Annotated in this window: 26 protein-coding genes; 7 read left to right on the top strand and 19 right to left on the bottom strand. The window is 63.5% G+C overall.

Annotation, left to right across the window (positions count from 1 at the left end; all coding sequences use genetic code 11):
* Window positions 1-34 precede the first annotated feature (34 nt).
* The 5 genes from KIT02_RS15760 to KIT02_RS15740 form a co-directional block, all read right to left on the bottom strand.
* Window positions 35-1,309: an AAA family ATPase gene (locus KIT02_RS15760; protein WP_297579769.1), complete on the bottom strand. Its 1,275-nt coding sequence runs from the start codon at window positions 1,307-1,309 to the stop codon at window positions 35-37.
* Between the two features lie 27 nt (window positions 1,310-1,336).
* Complete coding sequence (locus tag KIT02_RS15755; protein ID WP_297579766.1) at window positions 1,337-2,752, bottom strand: type II and III secretion system protein family protein; 1,416 nt, start codon at window positions 2,750-2,752, stop codon at window positions 1,337-1,339.
* A gap of 11 nt (window positions 2,753-2,763) precedes the next feature.
* Window positions 2,764-3,714 (bottom strand): Flp pilus assembly protein CpaB, encoded by a 951-nt coding sequence (cpaB, locus tag KIT02_RS15750; RefSeq protein ID WP_297579763.1) that lies wholly within the window; start codon window positions 3,712-3,714, stop codon window positions 2,764-2,766.
* Window positions 3,715-3,935: 221 nt separating this feature from the next.
* Complete coding sequence (locus KIT02_RS15745) at window positions 3,936-4,436, bottom strand: prepilin peptidase (protein ID WP_297579760.1); 501 nt, start codon at window positions 4,434-4,436, stop codon at window positions 3,936-3,938.
* A 123-nt stretch (window positions 4,437-4,559) separates the two neighbouring features.
* Window positions 4,560-4,766: a Flp family type IVb pilin gene (locus tag KIT02_RS15740; RefSeq protein ID WP_297579757.1), complete on the bottom strand. Its 207-nt coding sequence runs from the start codon at window positions 4,764-4,766 to the stop codon at window positions 4,560-4,562.
* 367 nt (window positions 4,767-5,133) lie between these two features.
* On the opposite strand from KIT02_RS15740, the gene KIT02_RS15735 reads away from it, so the two are divergent.
* From KIT02_RS15735 to KIT02_RS15720, 4 genes are all read left to right on the top strand, one after another.
* The gene (locus KIT02_RS15735) at window positions 5,134-5,583 is read left to right on the top strand and encodes a pilus assembly protein N-terminal domain-containing protein (RefSeq protein WP_297579754.1); all 450 of its coding nucleotides are present in this window, start codon (window positions 5,134-5,136) and stop codon (window positions 5,581-5,583) included.
* Between the two features lie 113 nt (window positions 5,584-5,696).
* A complete protein-coding gene (locus KIT02_RS15730) occupies window positions 5,697-6,260 on the top strand; it encodes a TadE/TadG family type IV pilus assembly protein (protein WP_297579752.1) in 564 nt (187 codons plus the stop codon).
* Window positions 6,257-6,865 (top strand): TadE/TadG family type IV pilus assembly protein, encoded by a 609-nt coding sequence (locus KIT02_RS15725; RefSeq protein ID WP_297579749.1) that lies wholly within the window; start codon window positions 6,257-6,259, stop codon window positions 6,863-6,865. The genes KIT02_RS15730 and KIT02_RS15725 overlap by 4 nt, the downstream gene beginning before the upstream one ends.
* 70 nt (window positions 6,866-6,935) lie before the next feature.
* Window positions 6,936-7,559 (top strand): HAD family phosphatase, encoded by a 624-nt coding sequence (locus KIT02_RS15720; protein WP_297579747.1) that lies wholly within the window; start codon window positions 6,936-6,938, stop codon window positions 7,557-7,559.
* 134 nt (window positions 7,560-7,693) lie between these two features.
* On the opposite strand, the gene upp is transcribed toward KIT02_RS15720, so the two are convergent.
* The 13 genes from upp to KIT02_RS15655 all read right to left on the bottom strand — a co-directional run bounded on the left by upp (window position 7,694) and on the right by KIT02_RS15655 (window position 21,846).
* Window positions 7,694-8,323 carry a uracil phosphoribosyltransferase gene (gene upp / locus KIT02_RS15715; protein ID WP_297585370.1) on the bottom strand — a complete coding sequence of 210 codons (630 nt, stop codon included), beginning with the start codon at window positions 8,321-8,323 and terminating at the stop codon, window positions 7,694-7,696.
* A 35-nt stretch (window positions 8,324-8,358) separates the two neighbouring features.
* Window positions 8,359-9,576: a phosphopentomutase gene (locus tag KIT02_RS15710; RefSeq protein ID WP_297579744.1), complete on the bottom strand. Its 1,218-nt coding sequence runs from the start codon at window positions 9,574-9,576 to the stop codon at window positions 8,359-8,361.
* A 111-nt stretch (window positions 9,577-9,687) separates the two neighbouring features.
* On the bottom strand, window positions 9,688-11,010 hold the full coding sequence (deoA, locus tag KIT02_RS15705; protein WP_297579741.1) for a thymidine phosphorylase: 1,323 nt from the start codon (window positions 11,008-11,010) through the stop codon (window positions 9,688-9,690).
* Window positions 11,011-11,156: 146 nt separating this feature from the next.
* The gene (locus KIT02_RS15700; RefSeq protein ID WP_297579739.1) at window positions 11,157-13,523 is read right to left on the bottom strand and encodes an aldehyde dehydrogenase family protein; all 2,367 of its coding nucleotides are present in this window, start codon (window positions 13,521-13,523) and stop codon (window positions 11,157-11,159) included.
* A gap of 139 nt (window positions 13,524-13,662) precedes the next feature.
* Window positions 13,663-14,655: a deoxyribose-phosphate aldolase gene (gene deoC, locus KIT02_RS15695; RefSeq protein WP_297579736.1), complete on the bottom strand. Its 993-nt coding sequence runs from the start codon at window positions 14,653-14,655 to the stop codon at window positions 13,663-13,665.
* Window positions 14,652-15,446, bottom strand: coding sequence for a purine-nucleoside phosphorylase (locus KIT02_RS15690; RefSeq protein WP_297579726.1), 795 nt, complete (start codon window positions 15,444-15,446; stop codon window positions 14,652-14,654). Before KIT02_RS15690 ends, deoC begins: the two co-directional genes overlap by 4 nt.
* A complete protein-coding gene (locus KIT02_RS15685; protein WP_297579723.1) occupies window positions 15,443-15,853 on the bottom strand; it encodes a cytidine deaminase in 411 nt (136 codons plus the stop codon). Before KIT02_RS15685 ends, KIT02_RS15690 begins: the two co-directional genes overlap by 4 nt.
* Before the next feature lie 157 nt (window positions 15,854-16,010).
* On the bottom strand, window positions 16,011-16,976 hold the full coding sequence (locus KIT02_RS15680; RefSeq protein ID WP_297579720.1) for an ABC transporter permease: 966 nt from the start codon (window positions 16,974-16,976) through the stop codon (window positions 16,011-16,013).
* Window positions 16,977-16,979: 3 nt separating this feature from the next.
* A complete protein-coding gene (locus KIT02_RS15675; RefSeq protein ID WP_297579717.1) occupies window positions 16,980-18,110 on the bottom strand; it encodes an ABC transporter permease in 1,131 nt (376 codons plus the stop codon).
* Window positions 18,107-19,732: an ABC transporter ATP-binding protein gene (locus KIT02_RS15670; RefSeq protein ID WP_297579712.1), complete on the bottom strand. Its 1,626-nt coding sequence runs from the start codon at window positions 19,730-19,732 to the stop codon at window positions 18,107-18,109. Before KIT02_RS15670 ends, KIT02_RS15675 begins: the two co-directional genes overlap by 4 nt.
* A gap of 10 nt (window positions 19,733-19,742) precedes the next feature.
* A complete protein-coding gene (locus KIT02_RS15665; protein ID WP_297585366.1) occupies window positions 19,743-20,720 on the bottom strand; it encodes a BMP family ABC transporter substrate-binding protein in 978 nt (325 codons plus the stop codon).
* A 434-nt stretch (window positions 20,721-21,154) separates the two neighbouring features.
* Window positions 21,155-21,277: a hypothetical protein gene (locus tag KIT02_RS15660; RefSeq protein WP_297579709.1), complete on the bottom strand. Its 123-nt coding sequence runs from the start codon at window positions 21,275-21,277 to the stop codon at window positions 21,155-21,157.
* 104 nt (window positions 21,278-21,381) lie between these two features.
* Complete coding sequence (locus KIT02_RS15655; protein WP_297579706.1) at window positions 21,382-21,846, bottom strand: SRPBCC domain-containing protein; 465 nt, start codon at window positions 21,844-21,846, stop codon at window positions 21,382-21,384.
* A gap of 177 nt (window positions 21,847-22,023) precedes the next feature.
* Here KIT02_RS15655 and KIT02_RS15650 point away from each other — a divergent pair, with 177 nt between their 5' ends.
* Genes KIT02_RS15650 through KIT02_RS15640 form a run of 3 tightly spaced genes read left to right on the top strand, consistent with a single transcriptional unit; the run spans window position 22,024 to window position 25,794 of the window.
* On the top strand, window positions 22,024-23,250 hold the full coding sequence (locus KIT02_RS15650) for a cell surface protein (protein WP_297579703.1): 1,227 nt from the start codon (window positions 22,024-22,026) through the stop codon (window positions 23,248-23,250).
* A 32-nt stretch (window positions 23,251-23,282) separates the two neighbouring features.
* Window positions 23,283-24,221, top strand: a complete 939-nt coding sequence (locus tag KIT02_RS15645) for a DUF6384 family protein (protein ID WP_297579700.1) — start codon at window positions 23,283-23,285, stop codon at window positions 24,219-24,221.
* A 4-nt stretch (window positions 24,222-24,225) separates the two neighbouring features.
* Window positions 24,226-25,794, top strand: coding sequence for a hypothetical protein (locus tag KIT02_RS15640; protein WP_297579697.1), 1,569 nt, complete (start codon window positions 24,226-24,228; stop codon window positions 25,792-25,794).
* A gap of 342 nt (window positions 25,795-26,136) precedes the next feature.
* Here KIT02_RS15640 and KIT02_RS15635 read toward each other — a convergent pair whose 3' ends face one another.
* A complete protein-coding gene (locus KIT02_RS15635) occupies window positions 26,137-26,808 on the bottom strand; it encodes a nucleoside/nucleotide kinase family protein (RefSeq protein WP_297579694.1) in 672 nt (223 codons plus the stop codon).
* Window position 26,809: the final 1 nt, after the last annotated feature.

Raw genomic sequence — 26,809 nt, 5'->3', positions numbered from 1 at the left:
CCGATATCCCTGGTCTATCCCGCTCCCGGTGCCGCTAGGCCCGCTTCTTGAAGAGCGAGGGCAGCTTGAGAAGGCTGGCGGACTTGCCGCCGGAATGTGTGCTGTTGCGCCCCGTGACATGCATGCCGATAGCCCCGAACACATCCAGCACCTTGTTGCTGGAGGAGACTTCGGCGATCATCTGGCCGTTATTGGCGGCCGTACCGAACAGGGCAGCGTCAAAGCCCACCTGCCCGATCAGATTGCATTCCACCGAGCCGGCAAACTCGCTTGCATTGATCTCGGGCCGGCGCGGTACGCCCAGCTTGTTGATAACCAGGCTCGGCGCCTTTTCGGCCGGCCGCATCGACTTGACCGCATCGGCCAGGTTCTTGGCATTGCGCAGGCTGGCCAGGTCCGGTTCGGCCACGATGACCAGTTCGTCGAGCGCGGCGATGGTCTGGCGCGTCCAGGCGTTCCAGGCGTGTGGAATGTCGAGAATGATGACCGGCACCGATTTCTGGCACAGTTCGATGATCTGCTCGAAATCGCGCTCCTCGAAGTCCCAGGTCGAATCCAGCGTCGCCGGTGCCGTCAGCAGATTGATGTGGCTGGCCGCCTTGCTCATCAGCCGGTCCAGCATGGTCTGGTCGACCTTCTGGCTGGCAAGCACCGCGTCGGCCAGGCCGTGCGGCGGGTCCTGGTTGAAATTGAGGCCGGCCGTGCCGAAGGGCAGGTCCATGTCCATGATCAGGCAGTCCTGCCGCAACATGGTGGCAATCGACCAGGCGACATTGTGCGCGATGGTCGAGCCGCCGGCGCCGCCCTTGGCGGATACGAAGCCAATGGTGCGGCCGATCGGGCTGGCGCCTTCGGAGGCATAGAGCTCGGTAATGGCGGTGACGATGGTCTGGGCCGTGGCTGGCAGAACCAGATATTCGGAAATGCCCGAGCGGATCAGCTCGCGATAGAGCTGCACATCGTTGACATGGCCGATGACGATGACCCGGGTGGAAGCATCGCAGACCTCGGCCAGCCGCTGCAGCGAGGCGATGATTTCATCGGGCTGCAGGGTGGTTTCGACGATGATGAGATTGGGGGTGGGATTGGCCTTGTAGGTTTCCACCGCGCCATCGAGCCCGCCATTGTGGGTGGTCAGCGCCGCCTTGGACATGCGCCGGTCATACATGGCCGTTTCGATCAGCTGCGCCGTCTGGGAGTTCTCGCAGAAGGCCTGGATGGTGATGCGCGGCACCAGCCGGGCACCCGAGGCGATCTCGGCTGCGGCCTCTTCAACCTTTTCGGGCTGCTCAGGGGTCAGGAAACTCATTTACACAAAACTCCTTTTGGCAGCCGGTCAGTCGAGCACGAAGCCGACCGACCCGCCGAAACCGCCACGCATTTCGCCGGTGCTGGACACGCCGTACCGCTTCTCGATGGCCCCCAGGAAAACCGTCTCGGCATCGCTGGGCACGAAGGAATTGTCGGTGGGCACGGCGATGGTCCCGGCCGGGCTTGGATTGACCAGATAGGGCGTAACCAGGATGACCAGCTCGGTCTGCTCGGTCTGGAAATCGCGGGAGCGGAACAGCGCGCCCAGGATCGGAATATTGCCCAGAACCGGCATCTGGTTGATCTGCTGGCGCGAGGTTTCCTGCAGCAGGCCGCCAATCGCCAGGGTCGTGCCCGATGGCAATTCGACCGAAGTCGCCGCCTGCCGCTTGGTGATGGAGAAATCGGCCTGCGGTTCCGAGACGGCCGTATCGACCTTGAGCGAGATCGAGCCGTTCGAGCGCACCACAGGGGTGAACTTCAGCTCGACGCCATAAGGTTTGAACTGCACGGTCTGCTGTTGGTTGGCCGGATCATAGGTCGTGTAGGGCAGTTCGCCACCGGCCAGGAAATTGGCCGGCTCGCCGGACAGCGCCGTCAGCACCGGCTGCGCCAGGACGCGCAGCGCGCCCCGCGCCTCAAGCGCGCGGATGGCGGCGGTGATGTCCACGCCACCGAGACTGAAGCTGGCCGAGGCACCCGAATTGGTGAAGGTGTTGTTCATCGGCTCGCTGTTGAAGCCGAGCGAGGTGGTACCGACGCTGAACGCGGCGCCCAGATTGATGCCGAACTGCTTGGCGACGTCGCGCTTGACTTCGGAAACCGTGACCTGGAGCATGACCTGCTGGGCCCCGGCGACATCGAGGATGCTGGCGACGTTTTCGGGCGCCCCGGCAAACTGCACGGCCACGGCCATGGCGCGGTCGCGATCCTCGGAGGACAGCACCGTTCCGGTCAGCACCACGCGATTGGTGCCGCCGCCCAGGGTGACCGATTCAACCCGGATGCGTGACCCGGGGATGACGCGGGCCAGCGCCGCCTCGAGCGCATTGCCGACCTGCGAGGGCTCCTCGATGACATTGAGATCGAGCACCTGAATGGTGCGGCCATTGTCATCGAGGAAGAAGACATTGGTATTGCCTCCGGTAATGCCCTGCAGAATGGCCCTTGTGCGCGTCCGCATGATGGCGGCCGCGACATTGGGCTGGGACACGATGACCTCGGCGACGCCGGCCGGAAGGTCGACCAGCATGGATTTATTGAGCTCGATATCGAGCGCCCGGGTCGCGCCATAAGCGGTGGCGGGAATGGCAACCTGCGCGGCGGTCTGCTGCGCCAGGGCCGGCGCCATTGGCGCAGCCCCGCCCAGCACACCGGCCAGGAACGCAGCCCGTGTGAAGCGGGAAAGCATGGATGAGGCCCTTGTGGTCTTTATGGTCATGTTTCTCGCCCCTATTGCGGCAGGACCTGGGGCAGAGCGGGCGGCGGCGCCATCTCGGCCGTGGGTTCTTCGGTCGTCACCATGGGCTCGTCCATGGCGCTGTCGTCGAAATTGGCCGCCGGCGTGACCGTGCTTCCGGGCATGGCCGCATTGCCGGCCATCACGCTCTGTTCCTTGCCGTAGCGGATGAGGCGGACGGCCTGGTTGGCGGTGGTGGGCCGTTCGACTTCGGCCTTGTTGAAATCGACCACTGAGCGCAGGGTCAGCGTGAGCTGGCCGCGCATCGAGGCGTTGATCAGGGTTTCGGCCTGAACCGGGTCCAGTTCGAGCGTGGCAATGGTGCTCTTGTCGAAGGTCACCGGGGTCGGACTATCTTTCGCGCCCTCGGCGTCCCCGCCGCTGGCGCCCATTTCGCCCAGGCGCTTGCCGATGGCGAGCACCCGCACATTGGAGAGAATGACTTCCGAGCGCTGCCCGGAGCTGGTTGCCGTGGTCAGCACCACGTCGACATGGTCATTGGGCACCACGAAACCGCCGGCGCTGGACACCGCCGCGACGCCTACCGACACGCCACGCATGCCTTCGGCCAGGACCGCAGAGAGATAACCCTGGTCGGCGCGGACCAGCTTGGCCTCGCGGATGGGTTCGCCGGGGAAGAATTCGAAACGGGCCACGGCCCCGGTCAGCTGTGCCGGAGCGTCGGGCATGGCGGAAATGGTGACATATTCAGGGCGCAGCGCCCCTTCCGGCCAATCCTGCCACTCGACACCCGGCGCCGTCAGGCGCTCGCCGATGCCGATGGGGCCTTTGGCCACCAGGATCTGCGTTTTGGCTTCCTGGACGACTTCGGTGACGACCTGGCGGCTGGGGGCCGGTGCCTGGCCGCCGCGCGTTGCCAGAAATGCTGCGAGGCCCCCTGCCAGCAGGGCGACCAACAACAGGATGATACGCGCCGGTTTCATGACCACACTCCGGATACACCATGGGCGTCAGGGCCCAATTCCACGGTGCCGACTATGCAGTCAAAGGGTCAAAGTTTAGTTAATCAGGGCTTGCGGGATTGCGTTAACAATCTATGAATGCTCGCTTTTTGCGAATCCCCGGCCTCGCCATCGCCAAATTCAAAGCAAAACGGGCGCCAGCACTAATGCCGGCACCCGTTTGACTGTTGATCGACTACCGGTCAGGCAATCAGGCGTTCGTAAATACCCGTATTGGTGTAGATCATGAGACCGGCCAAGGCGAGCGCGACACCATAGGGAATGCCGCTCTTGCGGTCGCGCAGGCGATCGAACCAGGCATAGCGGCCGGCCGGCACCGGCATGGGCAGGCCACGGAAGACCAGAAAGAGAATGGTCAGCACGCCGCCGAACAGCGCCGCATAGACTACATAGGGTAAGGTGAGGCCAAAACCGAGCCAGAGCGTGGTGGCCGCGGCGAGCTTGGCATCGCCACCGCCGATCCAGCGCAGCGCGAACAGGCCGAAGCCGACAACCAGCACCACCAGAGCGCACAGCACATGCATTGCAAACTGTTGCAGCGGCATTTCCACCACCAGCGACACCACGAGGAACCCGACGGTCAGCAGCAGCACCAGCTTGTTGGAGATCTTCATCGTGAACAGATCGGAGAATGCCGCAATGGCCAGCATCAGCGGAAAAAACAGCAGGGCGAGCATGGACATGGGCCATCTCCTCGTTCGGATCAGTCGCCTCACTGTGGCGCAACCCTGTTAAGAAAGCTCAAATGTGACAAGGGGAGGACCTTGCGATCCTCCCCTTGCAACAACTCACCAATTAGATGGCGATCATGCGTCCGGATCTACCGCAGCTTCACCGCCCACGTCCATATTGTCGCCAATAACACCGGAGATGTTATTGAACAGAGTGCCGAGGTTGCCACCCAGGGCCTGTGCGGCCAGGATGATACCAACGGAGATAAGTGCGGCGATCAGGCCGTACTCGATTGCGGTCGCGCCCGACTCGTCCTGCGCGAAACGTGCGAAAATGTTCATTCCCAGGCTCCTTTTTACACGTTCTCGAGTGACGCCTTTTGTCGGACACGTCACACAATGAACATGGCCAAAAGCTATCGGGCACTTCTTGAGATAGCGTTAATCCGGATGCCGCCAAACCGCTGCAGGGCAAGCAGTTTTCTTTTGGTGATCAATGTATTACTTGCATCGTTAAATGTTTAGGAATGTGCAGCCCGCTATGCACTTCCCCTTATCTTCTATAGTAGAGCGCCGGACCCGACCCACTCGACCCCGCCACTCCCAATACTGAAAGCCGGGCCGCCAAGGCGGGTTCGTGGCAAAATTTGCCAAGTATTTACCATTCCAGTGGAAGCTGGCGGCAGCGTATCAGTATCCGGATCGAGCCATGTCCCGCTTTGCCGCATCCCTCTTCGTCCTCGCCGCCATTGCGCCCATGGCGCCCTTGCCGGCCCTGGCACAGGACGGCATCCCGATCACGGTCAATGTCAACATGGCCCGCGTGCTGCGCATCAGCGCTCCGGCGGCAACGGTGATCATCGGCAATCCCGGCATCGCCGATGTGACCATCCAGGATCCGACCACACTCATCCTGACCGGCAAGAGCTATGGGCAGACCAATCTCATCGTGCTCGACAGCGTCGGCGAGCCGATTGCCGATACGCTGGTGGAAGTGGCACAGATGCAGGCCGGCGTCATGACGGTCTATCAGGGGCAAAGCCGCACCACTTTGGCCTGCGCGCCCACCTGCCAGCCCGTCCTGATGATGGGCGACGACGGGGTCTTCTCCAACCAGGCGCTGGCGTCCTCGCAATTGATGCAATCGGCTGCAAACTAGGCCGTTAACCCCGCCTTTACCGAAAGCGCAGACAGGCGCGGTTGCGCGCTTGCCTCTAACCATCGGTTAGCCATGCAACGCCTAGTCTCGGGCCGGATCAAGCGGCACGGACCATGGGCAAGCACACCAACAGGCGAAAGACGGGTCTATTCGGCAGAGCCGGAGCACTGGCGCGCGACGAGCGCGGCGCCACGGCCGTCGAGTTCGGCCTCCTGGCCCTGCCGTTCTTCACCCTCGTCGCCGCTATCCTTCAGACCTCGGTGGTTTTTCTCGCCGGCCAGGTGCTGGAAAGCGCCGTCTATGACGCCTCGCGCATCATCCGCACCGGCGAGGTGCGCGACATGGGCAATTCTCTCGCCACTTTCCGCAGCCAGGTCTGTGGCCGGCTGTTCGGCATGTTTCCCGATTGCAGCGCCATGCATATCCGGGTGACCGAGGTGAATAATTTCGCCTCCGCCGGCGTTGCCAGCCCGATTGACGCCGATTGCGAGGGTGAATGCGCCTGGAATGTCGATGAAGCCTGGACCTCCGGCGCCGGCAAGAGCGTCATGCTGGTTCAGGTCTATTACAAATATCCCATCGTGCTGCAGTTTGGCGCGCTTGGCGTTGGCAACCTGCCCGACGGGTCGCGCCTGCTCGGCACGGCGACCGTGTTCCAGAACGAGCCCTTTACATGAGCGCGCGTCCCCTGGCTGCCATGCTTGGCCTGCTGCACCGGCTTGCCCTCTCCGAACGGGGCGCGGCGGCGGTGGAGTTTGCGCTCATCCTGCCGGTCTTGCTGTTCATCTATGTGGGCACGCTGGAGGCCAGCGCACTCATCTCCATGGACCGCAAGGTGCAGTCGGTGTCCGGCGCCATCGGCGATCTGGTCGCGCGGTCGGAAGTGTCGCTGACCTCGAGCCAGATGCGCGATTACTTCCGCGCCGCCGGCGGCATCATGACCCCCTATTCATCGGCGCCGGTCGAGCAAGTGGTGACGGCCATTTCCGTCAGCTCCGATGGCGAAACCTCGGTTCTGTGGTCGCGCCAGTATCATGGCGGCGAATATGAGGACGGAGTATTCGTGGAAGGCACCTACGAAGTCGGCGAGGAATATAGTCCCGGCGACAGCTATCCGCTGCCCGAAGAGATGATCGCCATCGCCCTGGACAGCACGGTGATTGCGGCCCAAGCCTCCTATTCCTATACGCCGCTCTTCGGCATCGTCATCGACCAGGCGGTCAACCTGCACCGCTCCAGCTACTTCATGCCCCGGTTCGGCGGCTCCATCGCCCTCAACTGATCGCGGCGCCTTGCGGCGGCAATGTGCCCGTGGCACAAGCCAGCCATCTTTCCGTTATCCGGTTGGGGCCATGCACGACGACACCATCATTCCCGTATTCGACCTGGGCGGCGTTTTCGTCGACTGGAACCCGCTCTACCTGTTCCGGAAACTGTTCGAGACCGAAGAAGAGGCCGTCTGGTTCCACCAGAACATCTGCACGGGCGACTGGAACCTGGAATTCGATGCCGGCGAGCTCTATTCCGAGGGCGTGGCGAAGCTGGTGACGCGTTTCCCGAAATACTGGCGCGAGATCAAGGCTTTCGACGAGCGCTGGACCGAGACCTTCGGCCCGTTCATCCAGGGCACGATCGACATCCACAACGAGTTGATCGATCAGGACATTCCCACCTTCGCCATCACCAATTTCTCCTGGGAGAAATGGATGACCCGGCTGGGCGAGTGGCCCTTCCTCGAAAAATTCGATGGCGTCATCGTTTCGGGGCTCGAGGGCCTGGTCAAACCCGACCCGCGCCTCTACCGCGTCTTCTGCGAGCGCTATGGCATGGCGCCGGAAAGCTGCGTCTTCATCGATGACAGCGAACCCAATATCGTCGCCGCCCGCAAGTTCGGCATGCATGGCATCCATTTCAAGGATCCCAAGCACCTGCGCGCCGATCTCATTGCCCTGGGCCTGCCGCTCAAGGCGAAGTAGATCTGGCGACGACCTCGTGGTTCGACACGCTCACCATGAGGTCTGCCACGCGCTTGGTGTTTCCTTAGATCTCTTCCTGAGCTTTCAACAGACCTCGTCCTGAGCCTGTCGAAGGACAAGGTCGTGGCACGAACCTATTTCGTGCCGTACATGCGGTCGCCCGCATCACCCAGGCCCGGCACGATATAGCCCTTCTCGTTGAGATGGCTGTCGATCGAGGCGGTATAGACCGGCACGTCGGGATGGGCTTCCTCGAAACGCTTGATACCTTCTGGCGCGGCCAAAAGGCAGAGGAAGCGGATATTATTGGCGCCGCGTTCCTTGAGCTTTTCGATGGCGGCCGTCGCCGAATTGGCGGTGGCCAGCATCGGGTCGACCACGATGATCAACCGGTCCTCGAGGCTCGAGGGCGCCTTGAAGTAATATTCCACTGGCTCGAGCGTCTCATGGTCGCGATACATGCCGATATGGGCGACGCGCGCGGCGGGCACCAGGTCCAGCATGCCGTCCAGAAGGCCATTGCCGGCGCGCAGGATGGACGCAAACACCAGTTTCTTGCCCTTGATGGCCGGCGACTTCATTGGCGACATCGGGGTGTCGATATCGATCAGTTCCAGCTCCAGGTCACGCGTCACCTCGTAACACATGAGATGTGCAATCTCGCGCAGCAGCCGCCGGAACCCCGCAATGGAAGTCTCCTTGTTGCGCATGATGGTCAGCTTGTGCTGGATCAGCGGATGATCGATGACCGTCACATTGCCCACGATCTTGCTCATCGAAACACCCATTTGCTGTTGGCCTAAAGGAATGACTTGCCGTGGCGGCCAGGTGCGAGACCGAGCCAGGCGGCAATGCTTTCGCCAATATCGGCGAAGGTGGAGCGAATGCCAATCTCCCCCGGCGTGAGGGCTGGGGAAAAGACCAGGATGGGCACCTGTTCGCGGGTATGGTCGGTGCCCGGCCAGGTCGGATCATTGCCGTGATCGGCGGTCAGCACCAAAAGATCGTCGTGCCGCATGGCGGCGATGATCTCGGGCAGGCGCGCATCGAACAGCTCCAGCGCTGCCGCATAGCCCGGCACGTCCCGGCGGTGGCCGTATTCGCTGTCGAAATCGACGAAATTGGTCATGATGAAGGCGCGGTCGGCCGCCATTTCCATGGCTTCGAGCGTCCGGTCGAACAGCTGCGGAATACCCGTGCCCTTGAGCTTGTGGGTCACCCCAGACCCGGCATAGATGTCGGAAATCTTGCCGATGGCGATGACCTGGTTGCCGGCCACGGCGTTGCGGTCGAGCAGGGTCGGCTCCGGCGGCGAGATGGCAAAGTCCCGCCTGTTGCCGGTGCGCTTGAACGTTTTTTGGTCCTCGCCGACAAATGGCCGGGCAATGACGCGGCCGATTTTCAGCGGCTCAGTCAGCTCGAAGGCGATGCGGCAGATGTCATACAGTCGCTCAAGGCCGAAATGGCTTTCATGCGCGGCGATCTGAAAGACCGAGTCCACCGAGGTGTAGCAGATCGGCTTGCCGGTGCGGATATGCTCTTCGCCCAGTTCGGCGATGATATCGGTGCCCGAGGCGTGCTTGTCGCCCAAAATTCCCGGCAGCTCAGCACGGCGGATGAATTCGGCAATCAGGTCGGGCGGGAAAGTCGGCACTGTCTGGGGGAAGTAACCCCATTCGAAAGGCACCGGCACCCCGGCGATTTCCCAGTGGCCGGATGGCGTATCCTTGCCCTTGCTGACCTCCCGGCCGACCCCGAAGCGGCCGCCCCTAGGCGTTTCGGAGAGCCCCGGCGGCAGGCTGCCGCTGGACAGCTTTACGGCGGCACCCAGCCCCATTGCATCCATATTGGGCACGCGCAAAGGCCCCTCGCGCAGGCCCGCCCGGTCAGCCTTGCCCGTGGCCGCCCATTCGGCGATGTGGCCAACCGTATTGGCCCCGGTATCGCCATAGGACGCAGCATCCGGCGCACCGCCAATTCCGACGCTATCGAGCAGGCAGACAATGGCGCGGGGCATGGGCAACTCCTTGAATATCCATCGGATCGTTCCCGCGAAAGGGGGAACCTCTGTTGCGATGGCAGGCTATGACGGAGGCTCCCGCTTTCGCGGGGGTGCCTCCGTGGGTGGTTACTGGGTCGGCGGGACGGAGTCGGCAATCAGCGCATGTTTCTCCGCCCGCTCACCAAGGCGATAGGCGGCCTTCAACCGCTTTTCTGCCTCTGCCGCACTGGCCTCGTCCTTGGCGTGAATACGCGCGATCGGCGTCCTGCCATCGAGCACGGTGCCGAGACCGGCCAGCCGGTCGAACCCGACACGGTGATCGATTGTGTCCGTGGGCGTAGCCCGCCCGCCCCCGAGCGCCACGACCGCCATGCCGACGCCGCGTGTATCCACGGCCGCAACCGTGCCCTGCCCCTCGGCAAACACGTCGCGCACAATGGGCGCTGGTGCCAGGTGGCTATCCATCCGCTCGACGAAATCGGCTGGCCCACCGAGCCCGGCAACCATCCGTTCGAAATGCTCCGCCGCCCGGCCGGAATCCAGCGCCCCGGCGACGGCGTCCTGCGCCGCCTCCAGTGATGCGGCCTTGTCGGTCATGAGCACCAGTTCGGCGCACAGCGCCAGCGTCACCTGCTTCAACCGCGGGTCCTGGTGGGCCCCGGTCAGGAAATCGACGGCATTGCGCACTTCCAGCCCATTGCCGGCGGCCGTAGCCAGCGGTTCATTCATGTCGGTGATCAGCGCCCCGGTCTTGAGGCCGGCGCCATTGGCCACCGTCACCAGGCTCTCGGCCAGGTTTCGCGATGCCTCCAACGTCGGCATGAAGGCGCCGGAACCGGTCTTGACGTCGAGGATCAGAGCGCCGAGCCCGGCAGCCAGTTTCTTGGACAGGATGGACGCCGTGATCAGCGCAATGGATTCCACCGTGCCGGTCACGTCGCGAATGGCGTAAAGCGTCTTGTCGGCGGGCGCGAGGTCCGCCGTCTGGCCGATAATGGCGCAGCCGGTCTCGCGCACCACCTTGCGGAACAGGGCATTGTCCGGGCTGGTCTGATAGCCGGGAATGGCATCGAACTTGTCGAGCGTGCCGCCGGTATGGCCGAGCCCACGCCCGGAGATCATCGGCACATAAATGCCCAGCGCCGCCAGGATCGGCGCCAGCATCAGGCTCACATTGTCACCCACGCCGCCGGTCGAGTGCTTGTCGGCAACCGGGCCATCCAGGTCCGACCAGTCGAGCACCGTGCCGCTGTCGCGCATGGCCAGCGTCAGCGCCACCCGCTCGTCCATGCCCATGTCGTTGAAATAGACCGCCATGGCGAAAGCCGCCGCCTGGGCATGGGAGACGCTGCCGCCGGCAAATCCGGCGATGAAGTCCGCGATCTCGGAAGCCGCAAGCGCCTCGCCATTGCGTTTTCTGATGATGACTTCTTGGGGAAGGAAGACCATGGATGGCTTTCGGCTGTTGCGACTTCCCCCTCATCCGCCCTTCGGGCACCTTCTCCCGCGAGGGGAGAAGGTAAGCGCGGTGAGGTCTCAGTCAGACCCTTCTCCCCTTGTGGGAGAAGGTGGCGCGCAGCGCCGGATGAGGGGTTCTAAGCCCCGTACGGAATCCAGACATTCTTGACCTGCGTCGCCCGGGCCAGGAAATAGTCCCCGGCAAAGCGCGGATCGGACAGGTCGAAATCCAGCCCTCGGCTGGTCCAGGTCTGCTTGAGATTGCCGACCGAGGCCTTCTCGACCATGGTCGACCCCTCGGCCGATCCGGCATACCAGAGTCCGTCGACGCCATCGTGCTCGGCCAGGGTCTTGGCCAGACTCACTGCATCGCCGGTCACGATATTGACCACGCCATTGGGCACGTCCGAGGTTTCGAGCACCTGATAGAGATCGGTAATCGACAGCGGCGCACGCTCGGATGGCACCAGCACCACCGTATTGCCCATGGCCAAGGCCGGCGCGATCAGCGCAATGGACCCGAGCAGCGGCCGGTTCTCGGGTGCCACCACGCCCAGAACGCCCAGCGGTTCGACCATGGCCGCAGCCACGGCGCGCATGGGCGGGTTATGCACCGCACCGTCATATTTGTCTGCCCAGCCGGCAAAGGCGAAGAGCCGCTCGACGGCCTGGGCGACTTCGGCACCGCCATCCTGGCCTGTCTGCGCCTTGATGCGCGCGGCAAATTCGTCGCGGCGATAATCGAGATTTTCAGCGAGGAAATAAAGGATCTGCGCCCGGGCATGGGCCGCCGTCGAGCCCCAGCCGAGAGCGCCGCGCGCCGCTTCCACGGCATTGCGGATATCCTTGCGATTGCCCTCGCCGACCTCGCCCACCAGGTCGCCCTTGCCATTGAGCACCGGGCGATTGTAGCCGCTGTCGGGCCGCGCCTGCTTGCCGCCGATATACATCTTGGCCGTCTGGTCGAGACCGCCGGCATCGAGCGGGTTGTTCGCGGCCTTGGCGGGCGCCGCGCTGGCGGGAGCCGCTTTCAGCGCCTTTTCCCAGCTTGGCTTGAGATAACTCGCCATGCCTTCGCGGCCGCCTTCGCGCCCGAAACCGCTTTCCTTGTAACCGCCGAAACCGACCGCGGCGTCGAAATTATTGGTGCCGTTGATCCAGACCACGCCGGCCTTGATCTTGGGCGCGATGTCGAGCGCCAGGTTGATATTCTCACTCCAGATGGTGGCGGCCAGCCCGTAGCGGGTATTGTTGGCCAGGGCGACCGCCTCCTCGGGCGTGCGGAAGCTCATGGCCACCAGCACGGGCCCGAAGATTTCCTCGGCCACCAGTGTATTGGCTGGCGAGACATTGGTCACCAGAGCCGGCTTGAGGAAACAACCCTTGGCCGGCAGCGTCCCATCGGGTTCATAGATTTCGGCGCCTTCGGCAGCGCCCTTTTTCATCAGGTCCTTGATGCGTTCAACCTGCACCGGGGCAACCAGCGCGCCGATATCGACGGACTTGTCGAGCGGGTCACCGACCCTGAGCTTGGCCATGCGCGCCTTGATCTTGGCGATAAAGCGGGCTTCGATGCTCTCCTGCACAAGCAGGCGCGATCCGGCGCAACACACCTGGCCCTGGTTGAACCAGATGGCTTCCACCAGGCCCTCTACGGCGGAGTCGAGGTCGGCGTCCTCGAACACCACGTAAGGCGATTTGCCGCCCAGCTCGAGGCTCAGCCCCTTGCCGGTTCCGGCCGTCGCGGCGCGGATGATCTTGCCGACCTCGGTCGAGCCGGTGAAGGCGATCTTGTCGATGCCGGGGTGATTGACGATGGCAGCGCCAGTGTCGCCCTCGCCGGTGACGATATTGACGACGCCCTTGGGCAGGCCTGCGCGCTCGCAGATTTCAGCAAAGAGCAGCGCCGTCAGCGAGGTGAATTCGGCGGGCTTCAGCACCACCGTATTGCCGGCAGCCAGGGCCGGGGCAATCTTCCAGGCCAGCATCAGCAGTGGAAAGTTCCACGGAATGATCTGCCCGCAGACGCCGTAGGGCACATGGTCGGGGAAGGCGCGTTCCAGATGCGTGGCCCAGCCGGCGTGATGGTAGAAATGGCGCGCCGCCAGCGGAATATCGGCATCGCGGCTCTCGCGAATGGGCTTGCCATTGTCCATGGTTTCGAGGACGGCGAACAGGCGCGAGTGTTTCTGGATCAGGCGGGCGATGGCGTAGAGATACTTGCCGCGCTCATAGCCGGACAGGGCCGACCAGCCCTTGAACGCCGCCCGCGCCGCCTTGACCGCCTTGTCGACATCCTCGGCGCTGCCATCGGTGATGGCGGCGAGCGAGGCACCGGTGGCCGGGTTGTCGGCGTTGAAGGTCTTGCCCGGCTTGGTCCACTTGCCATCGATGAAATGACCGAACTTGCGGCCATGGCCATCCAGCCAGGCAATCGCCTGATCCGGCGCCTCGGGTGCCGGTCCATAATCGAGGCTATCGAAGATTTGCGCGATCTTGTTCATTTCAGATCCTCCCGCGGGGCAATTCAAACCACCGCGTCATTCCCGCGAAAGCGGGAACCTCTGTTTGCCTGTCCAGCCCGAAACGGGGGTCCCCGCTTTCGCGGGGATGACACCGAGGGTGGGCGCGGCGCTCATTTTGTCAAACCATGGGCTGGCGATAATCGGCTGCGTAGTGGCCGGTCAGCCCATGCTCCAATTGCCGCTCGATATCGGTCAGCAGGCTTGACGCGCCGAAGCGGAACAGGTGCGGCTGCAGCCAATGGGTGCCGAGTTCTTCCTTCATCAGCGCCATATACTTGGTCGCGTCGCCCGCCGTGGCGATCCCACCGGCCGGCTTGTAGCCGATCTCGATGCCGGTCTCCTCGGCGAACCAGCGGATCATGCGGATCATGGTCAGCGAGGTGACGAGATTGGCATTGACCTTTTCCTTGCCCGTGGACGTCTTGATGAAATCGGCCCCGGCCATCATGCAGACCAGGCTCGCCTTGGCGACATTAGTCTGGGTCGCCAGTTCGCCGGTGCCCAGAATGGTCTTGATATGGGCGTCGCCGCAGGCCTTGCGGAAGGCCTTGACCTGGTCGTAAAGCGCCTGCCAGTCGCCGCGCAGCACCATGCCGCGCTCGATGACGATGTCGATCTCCTTGGCGCCGTCCTTTACCGAGGCTTCGATCTCGGCCAGCTTGGTCTCGACCGGCGCCAGGCCATGCGGGAAGCCGGTGGAAACGGCTGCCACCGGAATGCCGCTGCCCTCCAGGGCATCGACCGCCGTCCCGACGAAGCTGTGATAGACGCAGACCGCACCCGGCAGCACGCGCAGGTTGCCGATGCCGAGCCGTTCGCGAATGTCGCTGCGCAGCGGATTGCGTGCCTTGGCGCAAAGCCGCTCGACCCGGCCGGGCGTATCGTCGGAATTGAGCGTGGTCAGGTCGATCATGGTGATCGCCTTGAGCAGCCAGGCCAGCTGATAGTCCTTCTTGACCGTGCGGCGCGCGCCGATGGTGCCGGCGCGGCGCTCCAGAGCCGAGCGGTTCATCCGCACCCGGCCGACCCAGTCGAGATCGAGCGGGAAACCGGGATTGCGCTTGTGGTCCACCTCATGGGGTGGTGCGGTATCGACGACCTTGAGACTCATAGTTCCTCCACCAATGCGGGGATCAGCCTTTTGAGTTTTTCAGCCCCCTGCACAGCCATGGTCTTGGTGTGTTCATGGCTGATATTTTCGCTCGACAGGCCCGCGCCCATATTGGTCACGGACGAGCAGGCCCACACTTTCATGCCCAGATAACGCCCGAGAATGACTTCGGGTGCCGTGGACATGCCCACGGCATTGGCGCCCAGGCGAATGGCCATCTGAATTTCGGCTACCGTCTCGAAACTGGGGCCGGAATACCACAGGTAAACCCCCTCCCCGAGCGGGATGCCGAGGCGGTCGCCCACGGCCTTGGCCTTGCCGCGCAGGTCCGCATTGTAGCAATCGACCATGTTGACAAAACGACGGTCGGTCGGCTCGCCGATCAGCGGGTTCATGCCCGCATAATTGATGTGGTCGGCGATCAGCATGAGGTCGCCGGGGCGGAACCGCTCGTCCACAGAGCCGGCCGAATTGGTCAGCATCAGCGTCTCTGCGCCGAGGTCCGCCAGGGCCTCCAATGCCGGTCGCATGGCGGCGGCATTGCCATGTTCGTAATAGTGCTCACGCCCTGTGAGGATGGCGAGGCGCTTGTTGCCCATCTGGCCGATCAGCAGGTCGCGGCCATGGCCGGACACACCGGAGCCGGGAAAACCCTTGAGCTCGGAATAGGGAATGGTGATGCAGTCCTCGAGCAGGCCGCCGATGGCGGACAGGCCAGAGCCCAGCACCAGCGCGGCATCAATCCGCGCCTTGCCGGCAATTTTTGCGATGGTCTTTGCGGCCTTGCTCATCTGCCCAGATACTCCGGCCCGAAGGAATGCGGCAGCAATTGCTCCAGCGTCTGCACCAGCGGCACGCCATCGACGCCATGAGAGATCACCGTGACATCGGCATCGGCAAATTCGCGGATGCGTTGCCGGCAACCACCGCAGGGGGTGACGGGCGCCGTGCCCGGTCCGGTCACATAGATGCGCTTGATGCGCTTTGCCCCACCGGCCAGCATGGCGGCAATGGCGCTGGGTTCGGCGCAATTGCCCACCGGATAGGCGGCGTTCTCGACATTGCAGCCGGCATAGATGTTTCCGTCATCCGCAAGGATGGCCGCACCGACCTGAAAATTGGAATAGGGCGCATAGGCCCTGGCGCGCACGGCCTCGGCGGCAGCGAAAAGGGCCTTGTCGTGCGAATGCTCAGACATTCATTTGTCCTCAATAGACCTCATATTGCGCCGGAGTAGACCTCATGGTGAGCCTGTCGAACCACGAGGTCGTGGCAGGGTGTCTCCACTCGCTCGACCTCGTCCTTCGACAAGCTCAGGATGAGGTCTTGGATAGCTTGGAGCGCCGATCCCGGCGCTACCGCTCCTTGGTATAGGGCACGCCACCGGCCTTGGGGCCGACGGCCTTGCCGATAAAGCCGGCCAGCAGCACCACGGTCAGCACATAGGGCAGCGCCTGGATGGCCTGGACCGGAATTTCGATACCGCCGAACGAGGCGCCCTGAAGGCGGATCTGCAGGGCATCGAGGAACCCGAACAGCAGACAGGTGAACATGGCCGGCACCGGCTTCCACTTGGCAAAGATCAGCGCCGCGAGGGCAATGAAGCCCTTGCCGGCCGTCATGTTGTTGCCGAAGCCCGAGCCCTGGGCAATGGAGAAATAGGCGCCCGCAAAACCGCAGAGCAGGCCGGTGATCAGCACCGCCTGGTAGCGCAGCTTGATCACCGAAATACCGGCCGTATCCACCGCCTTGGGGTTTTCACCCACGGCGCGCAGGCGCAGCCCGAAGCGGGTGCGGTAGAGCACATAGGCGGTGATCGGCACGGCAAGGAAAGCCACATAGACCAGGATATAGTGCCCGGAAATCAGCTCGGAATAGATCGGTCCGATGACAGGAATCTGTCCGATTTCGTTGGCCAGCGGCAAATCGATGGTCCCGAAACGGCCATCACCGGAGAGTTGCGGCGTGCGGCCGCCCTGGCGGAACAGCTGCTGGCCGAGAAATGTCGTCAGCCCCGCCGCCAGCATGTTGATGGCGACGCCGGCGATCAGCTGATTGCCCTTGAGCGAGATGGCGGCGGCACCCTGGAGCAACGCCGTCATGATGGAGATGATGAGGGCCGCGCCCAGCCCGAGCCAGGCCGACCCGGTAACCGCGGCAATCGCCCCGGCGGCGAAGGCCGCCATCAGCATCTTGCCTTCGAGGCCGATATCGAAGACCCCGGCGCGTTCGGAATACATGCCGGCCAGACACGCCAGCAGCAGCGGCGTCGAGAGGCGGATGGTGGCGTCGAGCAGCGACAGAAGAGCTGAATAGTCCATCGATCAGCTCTCCGACTTCACGGTTTCGCGGGCAATGGCCTCGGCCTTCTGCTCGGGCGAGAACAGCATCATCGTGCGTTGCAGACCCGGGCGGAATAGCCCTTCCATGGCGCCGGTAAACAGGATCACCAGGGCCTGGATGATCACCACCACGGTGCGGTCGAGCCCGGAAATCACATATTGCAGCTCGTTGCCGCCCTGGTAGAGCGCTCCGAACAACAATGCCGCAAAGGCAATGCCGATCGGGTGGTTGCGGCCCATCAGCGCCACGGCGATGCCGACGAAGCCGGCGTCGGCGACGAAGTCGAGCACCAGCCGGTGCTGCACGCCGAACACCTCGTTGAACGCCACCATGCCGGCCAGCGCGCCCGAAAGCGTCATGGTCACCATGATCATCTTGGAGTTGGAAATACCGGCATAGCGCGAGGCCGTCGGGTTCTGCCCCATGACCCGCAGCGCATAGCCGAAGCGCGTATGCCAGATGAGCACATAGACGCCGATCAGGGCCGCAATGGCCAGGAAGATCGAGAAATTGACCGGGGTATAGTTGAACGGGGCAAAGAACGTGCCCAGCTTGGGCATGCGCGCGCCTTCCGCCAGCATGGCCGATTCCGGCCCCGATACGCCGGCGGGCTTCAGCACCCGATTGAGCATGTAGATCATCACCGCCGAGGCGATGAAATTGAACATGATGGTGGTGATCACCACATGGCTGCCGCGCTTGGCCTGCAGATAGCCCGGGATGAAGGCCCAGACGCCACCGAACAGCGCCGCGGCGAGGATGGCGACCGGCGCGATCAGCAGCCAGTGCGTATCCTGCAGCGCCAGGGCGACCACGATCACGCCCAATCCCGCAATATAGGCCTGGCCATTGCCGCCGATATTGAACAGCCCGCCATGCGCCGCGATGGCGACGGCGAGGCCGGCAAAGACGAAGTTGGTCGCGTAGTAGAGCGTATAGCCGATATTGTAGCCATTGCCGAAGGCGCCGGTGATGATGGCCCAGATGGCGGTGAACGGGTTGTGCCCGATCGCCAGCACCACGATGCCCGAGACCACGAAGGCCAGGAGCAGGTTGAGCAGCGGCAGAAGGGCCACGTCGGCCCAGCGGGGAAGAGGCTTCAGCGCACTCATGGCAGCGGTCCCTGTTCGGCAATGCCGAGGCCGCGCGGGCTGGCCTTCTGGTTGATGCCGGCCATCATCAGGCCGAGGTCGCCCTCGGTGGCGGTCGCCGGATCGGCCTCGCCCACGATCACGCCGTCGAACATGACGAGGATACGGTCGGCGAGCGAGCGGATTTCGTCGAGCTCGACCGATACCAATAGGATGGCCTTGCCCTCGTCCCGCATCTTGATGATCTGGTTATGGATGAATTCGATGGCGCCGATATCGACGCCGCGCGTCGGCTGGCCGACAACGAGCACATCGGGGTCCCGATCCATCTCGCGCGCCAACACGATTTTCTGCTGGTTGCCACCGGAAAACAGCGAGGTCTTGAGGTTGATATCGGCCGGGCGCACGTCAAAAGTCTTGACGTGTTCGGCCGCCTTTTCCTTGGCCATGCCGATATCGAGCAGCAGGCCCTTGCGGTATTCCGGGCTGTCCGAATAGCCGAGGATGGCGTTTTCCCATTCCTGGAAGCCGGTGACGAGGCCCATGCGCTGACGGTCTTCGGGCACATGCGCCAAACCGCCCGCGCGCGCCCGCGCCGCGCCGTCGTCGCCCCGCAGGTGCAGTTGATTGCCCTTGATCGACACGGTGCCCGATTTCTGGTCGCGCATGCCGGTAATGGCCTCGAGCAGTTCCGATTGGCCATTGCCAGAAACGCCGGCAATGCCGACGATTTCCCCGGCGCGCACGGTAAAGCTCACATCCTTGACGCGAACGACGCCCATGTCGTCGGCCACCACGAGATTGTTGACCTCGAGCAGGTCCTTGCCGGGATTGGCAGCGCCCTTTTCCACGCGCAGCAGCACGCGGCGGCCAACCATGAGTTCGGCCAACTCTTCCGGACTGGTCTCGGCGGTCTGGACCGTGGCCACCATTTCACCCTGGCGCATCACCGATACACTGTCGGTGATGGCCATGATCTCGCGCAGCTTGTGGGTGATCAGGATCACCGTCTTGCCCTGTTCGCGCAGCGTCCGCAGCACGCGGAACAGGTCATCGGCCTCCTTGGGGGTCAACACCCCGGTCGGCTCGTCGAGGATCAGCGTCTCGGCACCGCGATAGAGCGCCTTGAGGATTTCCACGCGCTGCTGCTGGCCCACCGAAATGTCTTCGATGATGGCATCGGGATCGACTTCGAGCTCGTATTCCTTTTCGAGCCGGTCGAGTTCGCGCCGCGCCCGGTCGAGACTGGGCTTGATGAAGCCGGAGTCCTCGGCGCCGAGTACGACGTTTTCGAGGACCGAGAAATTGTCGACCAGCATGAAGTGCTGGTGCACCATGCCAATGCCGAGCGCCAGCGCATGACGGCTGTCGCTGATATCGGCAATGGCGCCATTGACGCGGATGGTGCCGCTGTCGGCGGTGTAAAATCCATAGAGGATGGACATCAGGGTCGATTTGCCCGCGCCGTTCTCCCCCACGATGCCGTGGATGGTGCCGCGCGCGACCTTGAGGTCGATGTCCTTGTTGGCATGGACGGGCCCGAAGCTCTTGTTGATGTTCTCAAGCTCGATCGCCCAGCCATTGGCCGGTGTGGGAGCAGCGGCCGTTTCCGGCCGCTGCGTATTGGCGTTTTCGCCGTTCATGACTGACCGCTTAGGCCGGGCAGGTGGAGTCGGTGGTGTAGTCGTGAACCACGATTTCACCCGACATGATCTTGGCCTTGAGGTCTTCGACCGCAGTGATCATGTCTTCGGTGATCAGGTCCTGGTTATGCTCGTCGAGGGCATAGCCGACAAAGTCGCCTTCGAGGCCCAGGGTCGTCAGGCCGGGCTTGAAGGTGGCGTCGTCACCGGCTTCGGTGAAGGCCAGGCCCACGGCATTGTCGACGCGCTTGAGCATCGAGGTCAGGACCGAACCGGGGTGCAGGTAGTTCTGGTTGCTATCGACGCCGATCGAGTACTTGCCGGCATCGGCCATGGCCTGCAGCACGCCGAGGCCCGAGCCACCGGCAGCGGCGAAGACGACGTCCGCACCCTGGTCCATGGCAGCCTTGGCCAATTCGCCAGCGGTGACCGGATCGTTCCAGGCAGCCGGGGTGGTACCGGTATAGGATTCGATCACGGTCGCATCAGGATTGACCGCCTTGGCGCCCTGGGCATAGCCGCAATAGAACTTGTGGATCAGGGGCACGTCCATGCCGCCGACGAAGCCGACAGTGCCGGTTTCGGACTTGAGAGCGGCCAGCGCGCCAACCAGGTACGAGCCGGTATGCTCGTCGAACAGCAGCGACTGCACGTTCGGGCCGTCGACGACCGAGTCGATCACCACGAAGTTGGTGTCGGGGAATTCGGCAGCCAGGGCACCCAGCACCGATTCCCACATGAAGCTCATCACCACGATTGGGTTGGAGCCCTGCGAAGCAAAGCGGCGAAGGGCCTGCTCGCGCTGCGCGTCGTTCTGCAGTTCGAGGTCGACGTACGCGCCGCCGGTCTCGGTCTTCCAGGCTTCGGCACCGTTATAGGCCGACTCGTTGAACGACTTGTCGAACTTGCCGCCCAGATCGTAGATCAGCGCCGGATCGGCCAGGGCCGCCCCGGTCAGAACGGCGGAAAGCGCAACGCCGCCAGCCATGGCCTTGGTGAGGATCGAAATTTTCATTGATGGTGTCTCCCTGTCTCGCACCGAGCGCCGGGAAAACCGACGGACAATCTCAATGCGCTGAAAAGGGATAAAATCGTGCAATCATCGCGCCTGCAAGAGGGAAGCGACAAATTTTTTCCGATTGGTCAAAATTCGCGCAGGACGCTCCAGTATTGAACAGGCGCGAACTGGCACTTCGATGTTGAGGCAATCCAACGCCGCCGGGAACCATCCGCACACTGGCGGGCTGGCACCTGACCGTCCGTACACGGGATTGTTGCTCCAAGATCTCTGCTGTCACCCCGGCGAAGGCCGGGGCCCATCCTGAGATTTTGCAATTTAACCCCGGCAGAGGTCTAGCCACTGATGCAAAGCGACCCCGGGGGCCGGAGCACCATCTCGAACCAGCCGAAGGGTAACACCCCCTAAAGCCGGGCCAGGATCATCGTGAACAGTTTTCCCAGGTCGGCATCGGCATAGAGCGTGACGAGAACCGCCAGGCTGGCGATGAAATAGAGGGCAATACTGTCGCGGGCGGACATGGACATGATGCAATTCGACACAAATTGTAGAGACCGCCCTGTCTCTACGGCATCGCCGGCGGCGGAATGATGGCCGCTCCAAGGCGCCTTCCGGCATGGTGAGCAAACCCTTAAGCAGGGCCTAGGGGAATGATCTCGGCGCCCATGGCCGTCGCGAATCGTTCGAAGAAGCCGTCGATGATCTTCTGGGCCGAATTGCCGACAATGGCCTTGCCCAGTTTCATGATCTGACCCGATGCGCCACCCTCCGCCGTAAAGGCCAGAAGGGTTCCCCCTTCATTGTCTTCGAGCGCGATATTGGCGGCGCCTTCCGCCAGGCCCAGCAGGCCACCCTTGCCCTTGCCGGCCAGCCGGTAACGCTCCGCCGGCTCGACATCGGTCAGCAGCAGCTCGCCTTTGAACACGGGCTTCATCACCCCCAGATTGACGGTAATGTCTAGATCGAGGCTGGCCGGGCCGGTCCAGGCGATGCGGCTGCAACCGGGAATGGCGGCCTTGAGCGTCTCAGGGTCGTTGAGGGCTTCCCAGACGGCAAGTCTGGGTGCTGCGATCTGATAGCGTCCGCCGAATTGCATCGAGCCTCCCAGGTCCGGAGGGCTCGTTGGCCCAACCCTTCTTTACGTGCGGCTTTTTCGCACCAATATGGTGTAAATAGTTGTCGCCCGGTCAACATGCAATTGTCAGGGGGGCCCATAGACGCAATCTAGAGTCAGGGCCGCAGACGACGGTCCGGCCACCAAAGGGAGCCAGTCATGACCGATCCAGTGAACACCGCCACCACAGAGGCCCAGACGGCGATGCCCGCCATTGCGGAAAAGCCGCTGCAGTATCTCGACAAGGCCGTGAACGCCATTCGCGACCTCGGCATCTGGCCGGAAAACCAGGCTGAGGCTCCCATTACCGGGCTGCTTGCCCAGATCACCGAACTGGATGAAACCCGCGTCATCCTGATCGGCCGTACCCTCAGCCAGGCCAGCGCCTTCAACGAAGTGGTGCGCGAACAGGTCGCCGCCATGAAGATCGGCGAGCGCTACGAAGACATCACAAAGGGCTTCGACTCCATCCGCGACGATGCCAAGGGCATGGTCGACCAGCTTGCCGACAACAAGCTCGATCTGTTCGAGCGCGCCTCCAATGTCTGGATGAAGGTGAGCCGTGGCGACATCGCCACCCGCTTCAACAAGATCCGCGACACTTATCTGGATGTGACGCGCGACACCAAGGACCAGATCGACCGCGAGCAGACCATTCTCGAGGCCTATCGGGATTTCCGCGGCGCGCTGAAACAGTCCGAAGTCATGGCGCTCGAAGTGCTGCAGACCGCCGAGAAGCGCCTCGAGGAAAAGAAAAACATCCTGCAGAAGTCGGCCGATGAACTGGCCGCCTTTTCCGGTACCGTACCGGCCGACCGCGCCCGCCTCGAAATGGCGCGCGACGAGCGCCTGCGCGAAATGCAGAACGAGGAAAAGCGCTACCAGATCGCCAAGGACCTCTCGGACAATCTGACCATTTCCTACAATACGTCCGAAGTCGTCATGGCGCGTCTGATGCAGACCACCAATGCCAAGGAGCGCGTCTATCAGCAGTCGATTTCGTTCTTCTCGACCAACGAGACCGTCCTGACCGCGCTCAGCGCCTCCTTTACCGGCATGTTCGGCCTGCATGAATCGACCGAAACCCTCAATGCCATGAAGGAAGGCATGTCCAAGTCGCTGGAGACGCTTTCCGAGATTGGCGACAAGGTGCAGGAAGAGGCGGTCAAGGCCGGTTATGGCCCCACCGTGCGCGCCGACGCCGTCAAGAAGCTGGTCGATTCCGTCGTCAACTTCCAGGAGAAGAGCCGCACCATCATCAACGAGATGCGCGTGGCCTCGACCAAGAACTCGGCAGAAATCCGCGACGCGGTGGAGGACGGCAAGCGGCGCCTCGCCACCCTCGCCGCCGAAGGCAATGCGCTTCTGCTCGAAACCAGGAACTGAGGGCTCTTTGACCGGACGGGTATCTTCAGCCCATGAGTGACGCAACAGCCAAGCCCGGCGCTCCGCTCGACGAGGTCATGCTGGCGATGGACGTGGTCGACACGCTCCGTCACCGGCAGGATCTGGTGACGCGCGAACTCGATGGCGCCGCCCGCGAGAAGCAGCTCATCGAGCGCCTGCGCTCGGTCTATCACGACCAGGGCATCGAGGTTCCCGACCACATCCTCAAGGAAGGCGTGGCAGCCCTGGCTGAAAGCCGGTTCACCTATGAACCGCCGGCGCCGGGCCTGGGCACCACCCTCGCCCGGCTCTATGTCGGCCGCAAGAGCTGGGGCCGGCCGGCGCTGATTGCGCTGGGCGCCGTCCTCTTGCTCTCGGTGGGCTATTTCGGCATCTGGCAGCCCTATCAGGCCGGGCAGGCCGAACAGGCGCGCCTCGAACTGGTCGAGGGCCTGCCGGCCCAGATGGACGGGCTCTACCAGACCATCTTCGAGGAAACCAAGGTGCAGTCCGCCGTGGTTCAGGCCGAAGCCATCGTGCAGCGCGGCAAGGCCTTTGCCAGCGAAGGCAATCGCGAGGGCGCCGAGGAGGCGGTGGCCAGCCTCACGGCCCTGCGCGACCAGCTGCGCCAGGCCTATTCGCTGCGCGTCGTCAATCGCGAAGGGGTGGATTCGGGCTTCTGGACCTTCCCCGAAATCAATACCGACGCCACCAATTACTACCTCGTGGTCGAGGCCATCGAGGCCAATGGCGATGTCTTGTCGCTGCCCATCCTCAACGAGGAGAACGGGGAAACAGAAGTCGTGTCGATGTGGGGCGTGCGCGTTCCCGAATCCATCTACACGGCCGTGGCCGCCGACAAGCGCGACGACGGCATCATCCAGGGCAATGAAGTGGGCCGCAAGCAGGATGGCTTCCTTGACGTCGAATATCTCATGCCCGTCATGGGCGGCGCTGTGACCCGGTGGTGAGGCGATGAGCATAGGCGGACCCCAGGCCCTGGCCAGCCTCGAAGAGGCGATGCGCGACATCCGGCGCGAGGAAGACGAAATCTCCCGCCGCCTCGCCCGCACGGCCGAACGCATCACCAAGATCAAGGAAAGCGAAGCCGAGCTGTTCCGCCAATTGGCGCAGTTCCGCCTCGACCCCGCCATCCAGGGCGAACTCGACGGCACCATTTCCACGGCCGAGCGGCAGGCGCGGGACATGCTCAAGTCCCATGCCAAGGATGTCGCCAAGGCCGAAAAGACCATCGGCGATTTCGACGAGGCCCGCTCAAGGCTGGTCGAGCGGCGCAGTGCCGCCGTTGCGCGTCTCGAGGAACAACAGGCCGAACTCAAGCGCCTGACCGACCAGCAGGCGGCGCTCCTCGCCAGCGAACCCGCCTACACGGCGCAGCGCGCCGAAACCGAAGAGCTCGACCGCATTGCCGAGCAGTCGCTGCGCAAGACCGAACAGGCCGAGAAGGACCGCGAGGACAAGGGCCGACCCTATCGCGACGATCCGCTGTTCATGTATCTGTGGGACGCTGGCTACGGCACCTCCGGCTATCGCGCCAACAACCTCGTCCGCTATTTCGACGGCCTTGTCGCCAATCTGATCGGGTTCCTCAAGGCCCGGCCCAACTACGCGATGCTCAACGAAATTCCGTTGCGCCTGCGCGAGCATGCCGACCGCCAGGAAGCGGCCGTTTCCGAGGCCGAACAGAAGCTGCAGGCCATGGAGGCCGCCGCCGTCGACCGCGCCGGGGGTGCCCCGGTCCGACAGGCCATCGCCGCCGCCCAGGCTGAAATCGAAGAGGTCGACGCCCATATCGTGGAAGCCGAGGACCAGCGCGACACGGCCGCCAAATCGCTCCACGCACTCGCCGAGGGCAAGGATCCGGCCTTCGAGACGGCCACTTCGGCCCTCGCCGCCGCCCTGGGCCGCGAGGATATCCAGACCCTGCTCGCCGAGGCCCGGCGCACCCGCACCGGGCAGGACGACACCATCGTCGCCCAGATCGACGAAGCCCGCACCCGCGTCCGCGAAGAAGACGAGGACAGCCGCGAGCAACGCGATCGCCTCAAGACCCTCGCCGCGCGCCGCCGCGAGCTCGAAGACATCCAGTGGGAGTTCAAGAAGCAGCGCTTCGACGATCCCCGCTCGAGCTTCAAGGAAGACCGGCTGGTCGGCGACATGCTCAACGACTTCCTGCGCGGCACCATCACCGCCGCGTCCTATTGGGACCAGTGGCAGCGCAGCCAGAACTGGGCCAAGGGCTCGGAATGGGGCTCGGGCTATCAGCCCACGCGCTCCAATCGCAACAGCAATTCCGGGCCATGGTCCGACGGCGGCGGCGGGTTCCAGTGGCCCGACAGCAGCTTTGGCGGCAGCCCGTCGGGCGGCAAGAGCAAACCCGGTCGCGGCGGTTTTGGCGGTGGTTTCGGCGGCGGCTGGGGCGGATCAACCGGCGGCGGATCGGGCGGCGGCTTCTCCCGCCCCCGCACCGGCTCCTCCGGCACCCGCAAACATGGCGGCTTCAAAACCGGCGGCGGCTTTTAGCCGAAGGCGTACGCTCACAAGTGTGCAGCCCGGCACAATGTCACTCCCGCGAAAGCGGGAGCCTCCGTTTCACCCCACCAAACCAAAGCTTCCCGCTTTCGCGGGAATGACCCGGTGGAAATGCAAATCACACTGAAAATCGCCCGGGAGCCGAGCGCTAGCCCCTGCGCCTCCCTCCCCTAGAGGGGGAGGGACCGAGGGTGGGGTGACCGGACCATCCGCCTGCGCACCGCCTTGCGCTACCACAACCACCCACAAGGTCACTCCCGCGAAAGCGGGAGCCCCCGTTTCACCCCGCCAAACCAAAGCTTCCCGCGTTCGCGGGAATGACCCGGAAGCCGCTCAAACCACCGTCTCGATCTCGATCACCAGGTCCGCCCGGTCCCTTGAGGCTTCCACGCGGTCGTAATTGGGCAGGTCATTGCGCTCGATATGGGCGCGATTGCGGTCCTCGGAAAACAGGCCTTCCTCGCCATGCCGCTTCATCAGCCGGGCGCGCACCAGTTCGCGCGGCACGTGGATGAAGACCGCATAGTCCAGGAGCGGCCTGATCCCCGCCCAGGGGCCATCGGTCTGCAGCAGGTAATTGCCTTCCACCACCAGGATGCGCACGTCGCCATCAACGGTGAAAGCATCGTCCACCGTGTCCTCGATCTTGCGGCTGTATCCGGGTCCGCTCACCGCGCCCTGCGCGGCTTTCAGCCGGCTGAGAAAATTGAAAAATTCCGCGCCCTCAAAGGTGTGAGGCGCGCCCTTGTAGTCGGTCTGCCCCATGGCCTCGATCTTGGCGTGCTTCATATGAAAGCCATCCATGGGCACATAGGCGGCGCTGCCCGGCCGCGCCGCATTGAGCATGGCGACGAGTTCGACGGCCAGCGTCGATTTGCCGGTGCCGGGCCCACCCGCCAGGCCGATGGCGATACGCCGGCCCTTGGCATCACTCTCCATCTGCAGGCCATGGGCGACGAGATGGGCCAGGGCCGCCTGCGGGGTCAGCCGAGTGGTGTCGGCCATG

The sequence above is a fragment of the Devosia sp. genome, from assembly GCF_025809055.1.
Classification (GTDB): domain Bacteria; phylum Pseudomonadota; class Alphaproteobacteria; order Rhizobiales; family Devosiaceae; genus Devosia.
The sequence above is the reverse complement of the archived record's forward strand: the minus strand, read 5'-3'. Positions and strand labels throughout refer to the sequence as shown.

Bases quoted from the DNA above. Each gene is read 5' to 3' on its own strand.
- KIT02_RS15760 (WP_297579769.1), bottom strand. From the start codon at position 1,309: ATGAGTTTCCTGACCCCTGAGCAGCCCGAAAAGGTTGAAGAGGCCGCA.
- KIT02_RS15755 (WP_297579766.1), bottom strand. From the start codon at position 2,752: ATGACCATAAAGACCACAAGGGCCTCATCCATGCTTTCCCGCTTCACA.
- cpaB (WP_297579763.1), bottom strand. From the start codon at position 3,714: ATGAAACCGGCGCGTATCATCCTGTTGTTGGTCGCCCTGCTGGCAGGG.
- KIT02_RS15745 (WP_297579760.1), bottom strand. From the start codon at position 4,436: ATGTCCATGCTCGCCCTGCTGTTTTTTCCGCTGATGCTGGCCATTGCG.
- KIT02_RS15740 (WP_297579757.1), bottom strand. From the start codon at position 4,766: ATGAACATTTTCGCACGTTTCGCGCAGGACGAGTCGGGCGCGACCGCA.
- KIT02_RS15735 (WP_297579754.1), top strand. From the start codon at position 5,134: ATGTCCCGCTTTGCCGCATCCCTCTTCGTCCTCGCCGCCATTGCGCCC.
- KIT02_RS15730 (WP_297579752.1), top strand. From the start codon at position 5,697: ATGGGCAAGCACACCAACAGGCGAAAGACGGGTCTATTCGGCAGAGCC.
- KIT02_RS15725 (WP_297579749.1), top strand. From the start codon at position 6,257: ATGAGCGCGCGTCCCCTGGCTGCCATGCTTGGCCTGCTGCACCGGCTT.
- KIT02_RS15720 (WP_297579747.1), top strand. From the start codon at position 6,936: ATGCACGACGACACCATCATTCCCGTATTCGACCTGGGCGGCGTTTTC.
- KIT02_RS15710 (WP_297579744.1), bottom strand. From the start codon at position 9,576: ATGCCCCGCGCCATTGTCTGCCTGCTCGATAGCGTCGGAATTGGCGGT.
- deoA (WP_297579741.1), bottom strand. From the start codon at position 11,010: ATGGTCTTCCTTCCCCAAGAAGTCATCATCAGAAAACGCAATGGCGAG.
- KIT02_RS15700 (WP_297579739.1), bottom strand. From the start codon at position 13,523: ATGAACAAGATCGCGCAAATCTTCGATAGCCTCGATTATGGACCGGCA.
- deoC (WP_297579736.1), bottom strand. From the start codon at position 14,655: ATGAGTCTCAAGGTCGTCGATACCGCACCACCCCATGAGGTGGACCAC.
- KIT02_RS15690 (WP_297579726.1), bottom strand. From the start codon at position 15,446: ATGAGCAAGGCCGCAAAGACCATCGCAAAAATTGCCGGCAAGGCGCGG.
- KIT02_RS15685 (WP_297579723.1), bottom strand. From the start codon at position 15,853: ATGTCTGAGCATTCGCACGACAAGGCCCTTTTCGCTGCCGCCGAGGCC.
- KIT02_RS15680 (WP_297579720.1), bottom strand. From the start codon at position 16,976: ATGGACTATTCAGCTCTTCTGTCGCTGCTCGACGCCACCATCCGCCTC.
- KIT02_RS15675 (WP_297579717.1), bottom strand. From the start codon at position 18,110: ATGAGTGCGCTGAAGCCTCTTCCCCGCTGGGCCGACGTGGCCCTTCTG.
- KIT02_RS15670 (WP_297579712.1), bottom strand. From the start codon at position 19,732: ATGAACGGCGAAAACGCCAATACGCAGCGGCCGGAAACGGCCGCTGCT.
- KIT02_RS15665 (WP_297585366.1), bottom strand. From the start codon at position 20,720: ATGGCTGGCGGCGTTGCGCTTTCCGCCGTTCTGACCGGGGCGGCCCTG.
- KIT02_RS15660 (WP_297579709.1), bottom strand. From the start codon at position 21,277: ATGTCCATGTCCGCCCGCGACAGTATTGCCCTCTATTTCATCGCCAGC.
- KIT02_RS15655 (WP_297579706.1), bottom strand. From the start codon at position 21,846: ATGCAATTCGGCGGACGCTATCAGATCGCAGCACCCAGACTTGCCGTC.
- KIT02_RS15650 (WP_297579703.1), top strand. From the start codon at position 22,024: ATGACCGATCCAGTGAACACCGCCACCACAGAGGCCCAGACGGCGATG.
- KIT02_RS15645 (WP_297579700.1), top strand. From the start codon at position 23,283: ATGAGTGACGCAACAGCCAAGCCCGGCGCTCCGCTCGACGAGGTCATG.
- KIT02_RS15640 (WP_297579697.1), top strand. From the start codon at position 24,226: ATGAGCATAGGCGGACCCCAGGCCCTGGCCAGCCTCGAAGAGGCGATG.
- KIT02_RS15635 (WP_297579694.1), bottom strand. From the start codon at position 26,808: ATGGCCGACACCACTCGGCTGACCCCGCAGGCGGCCCTGGCCCATCTC.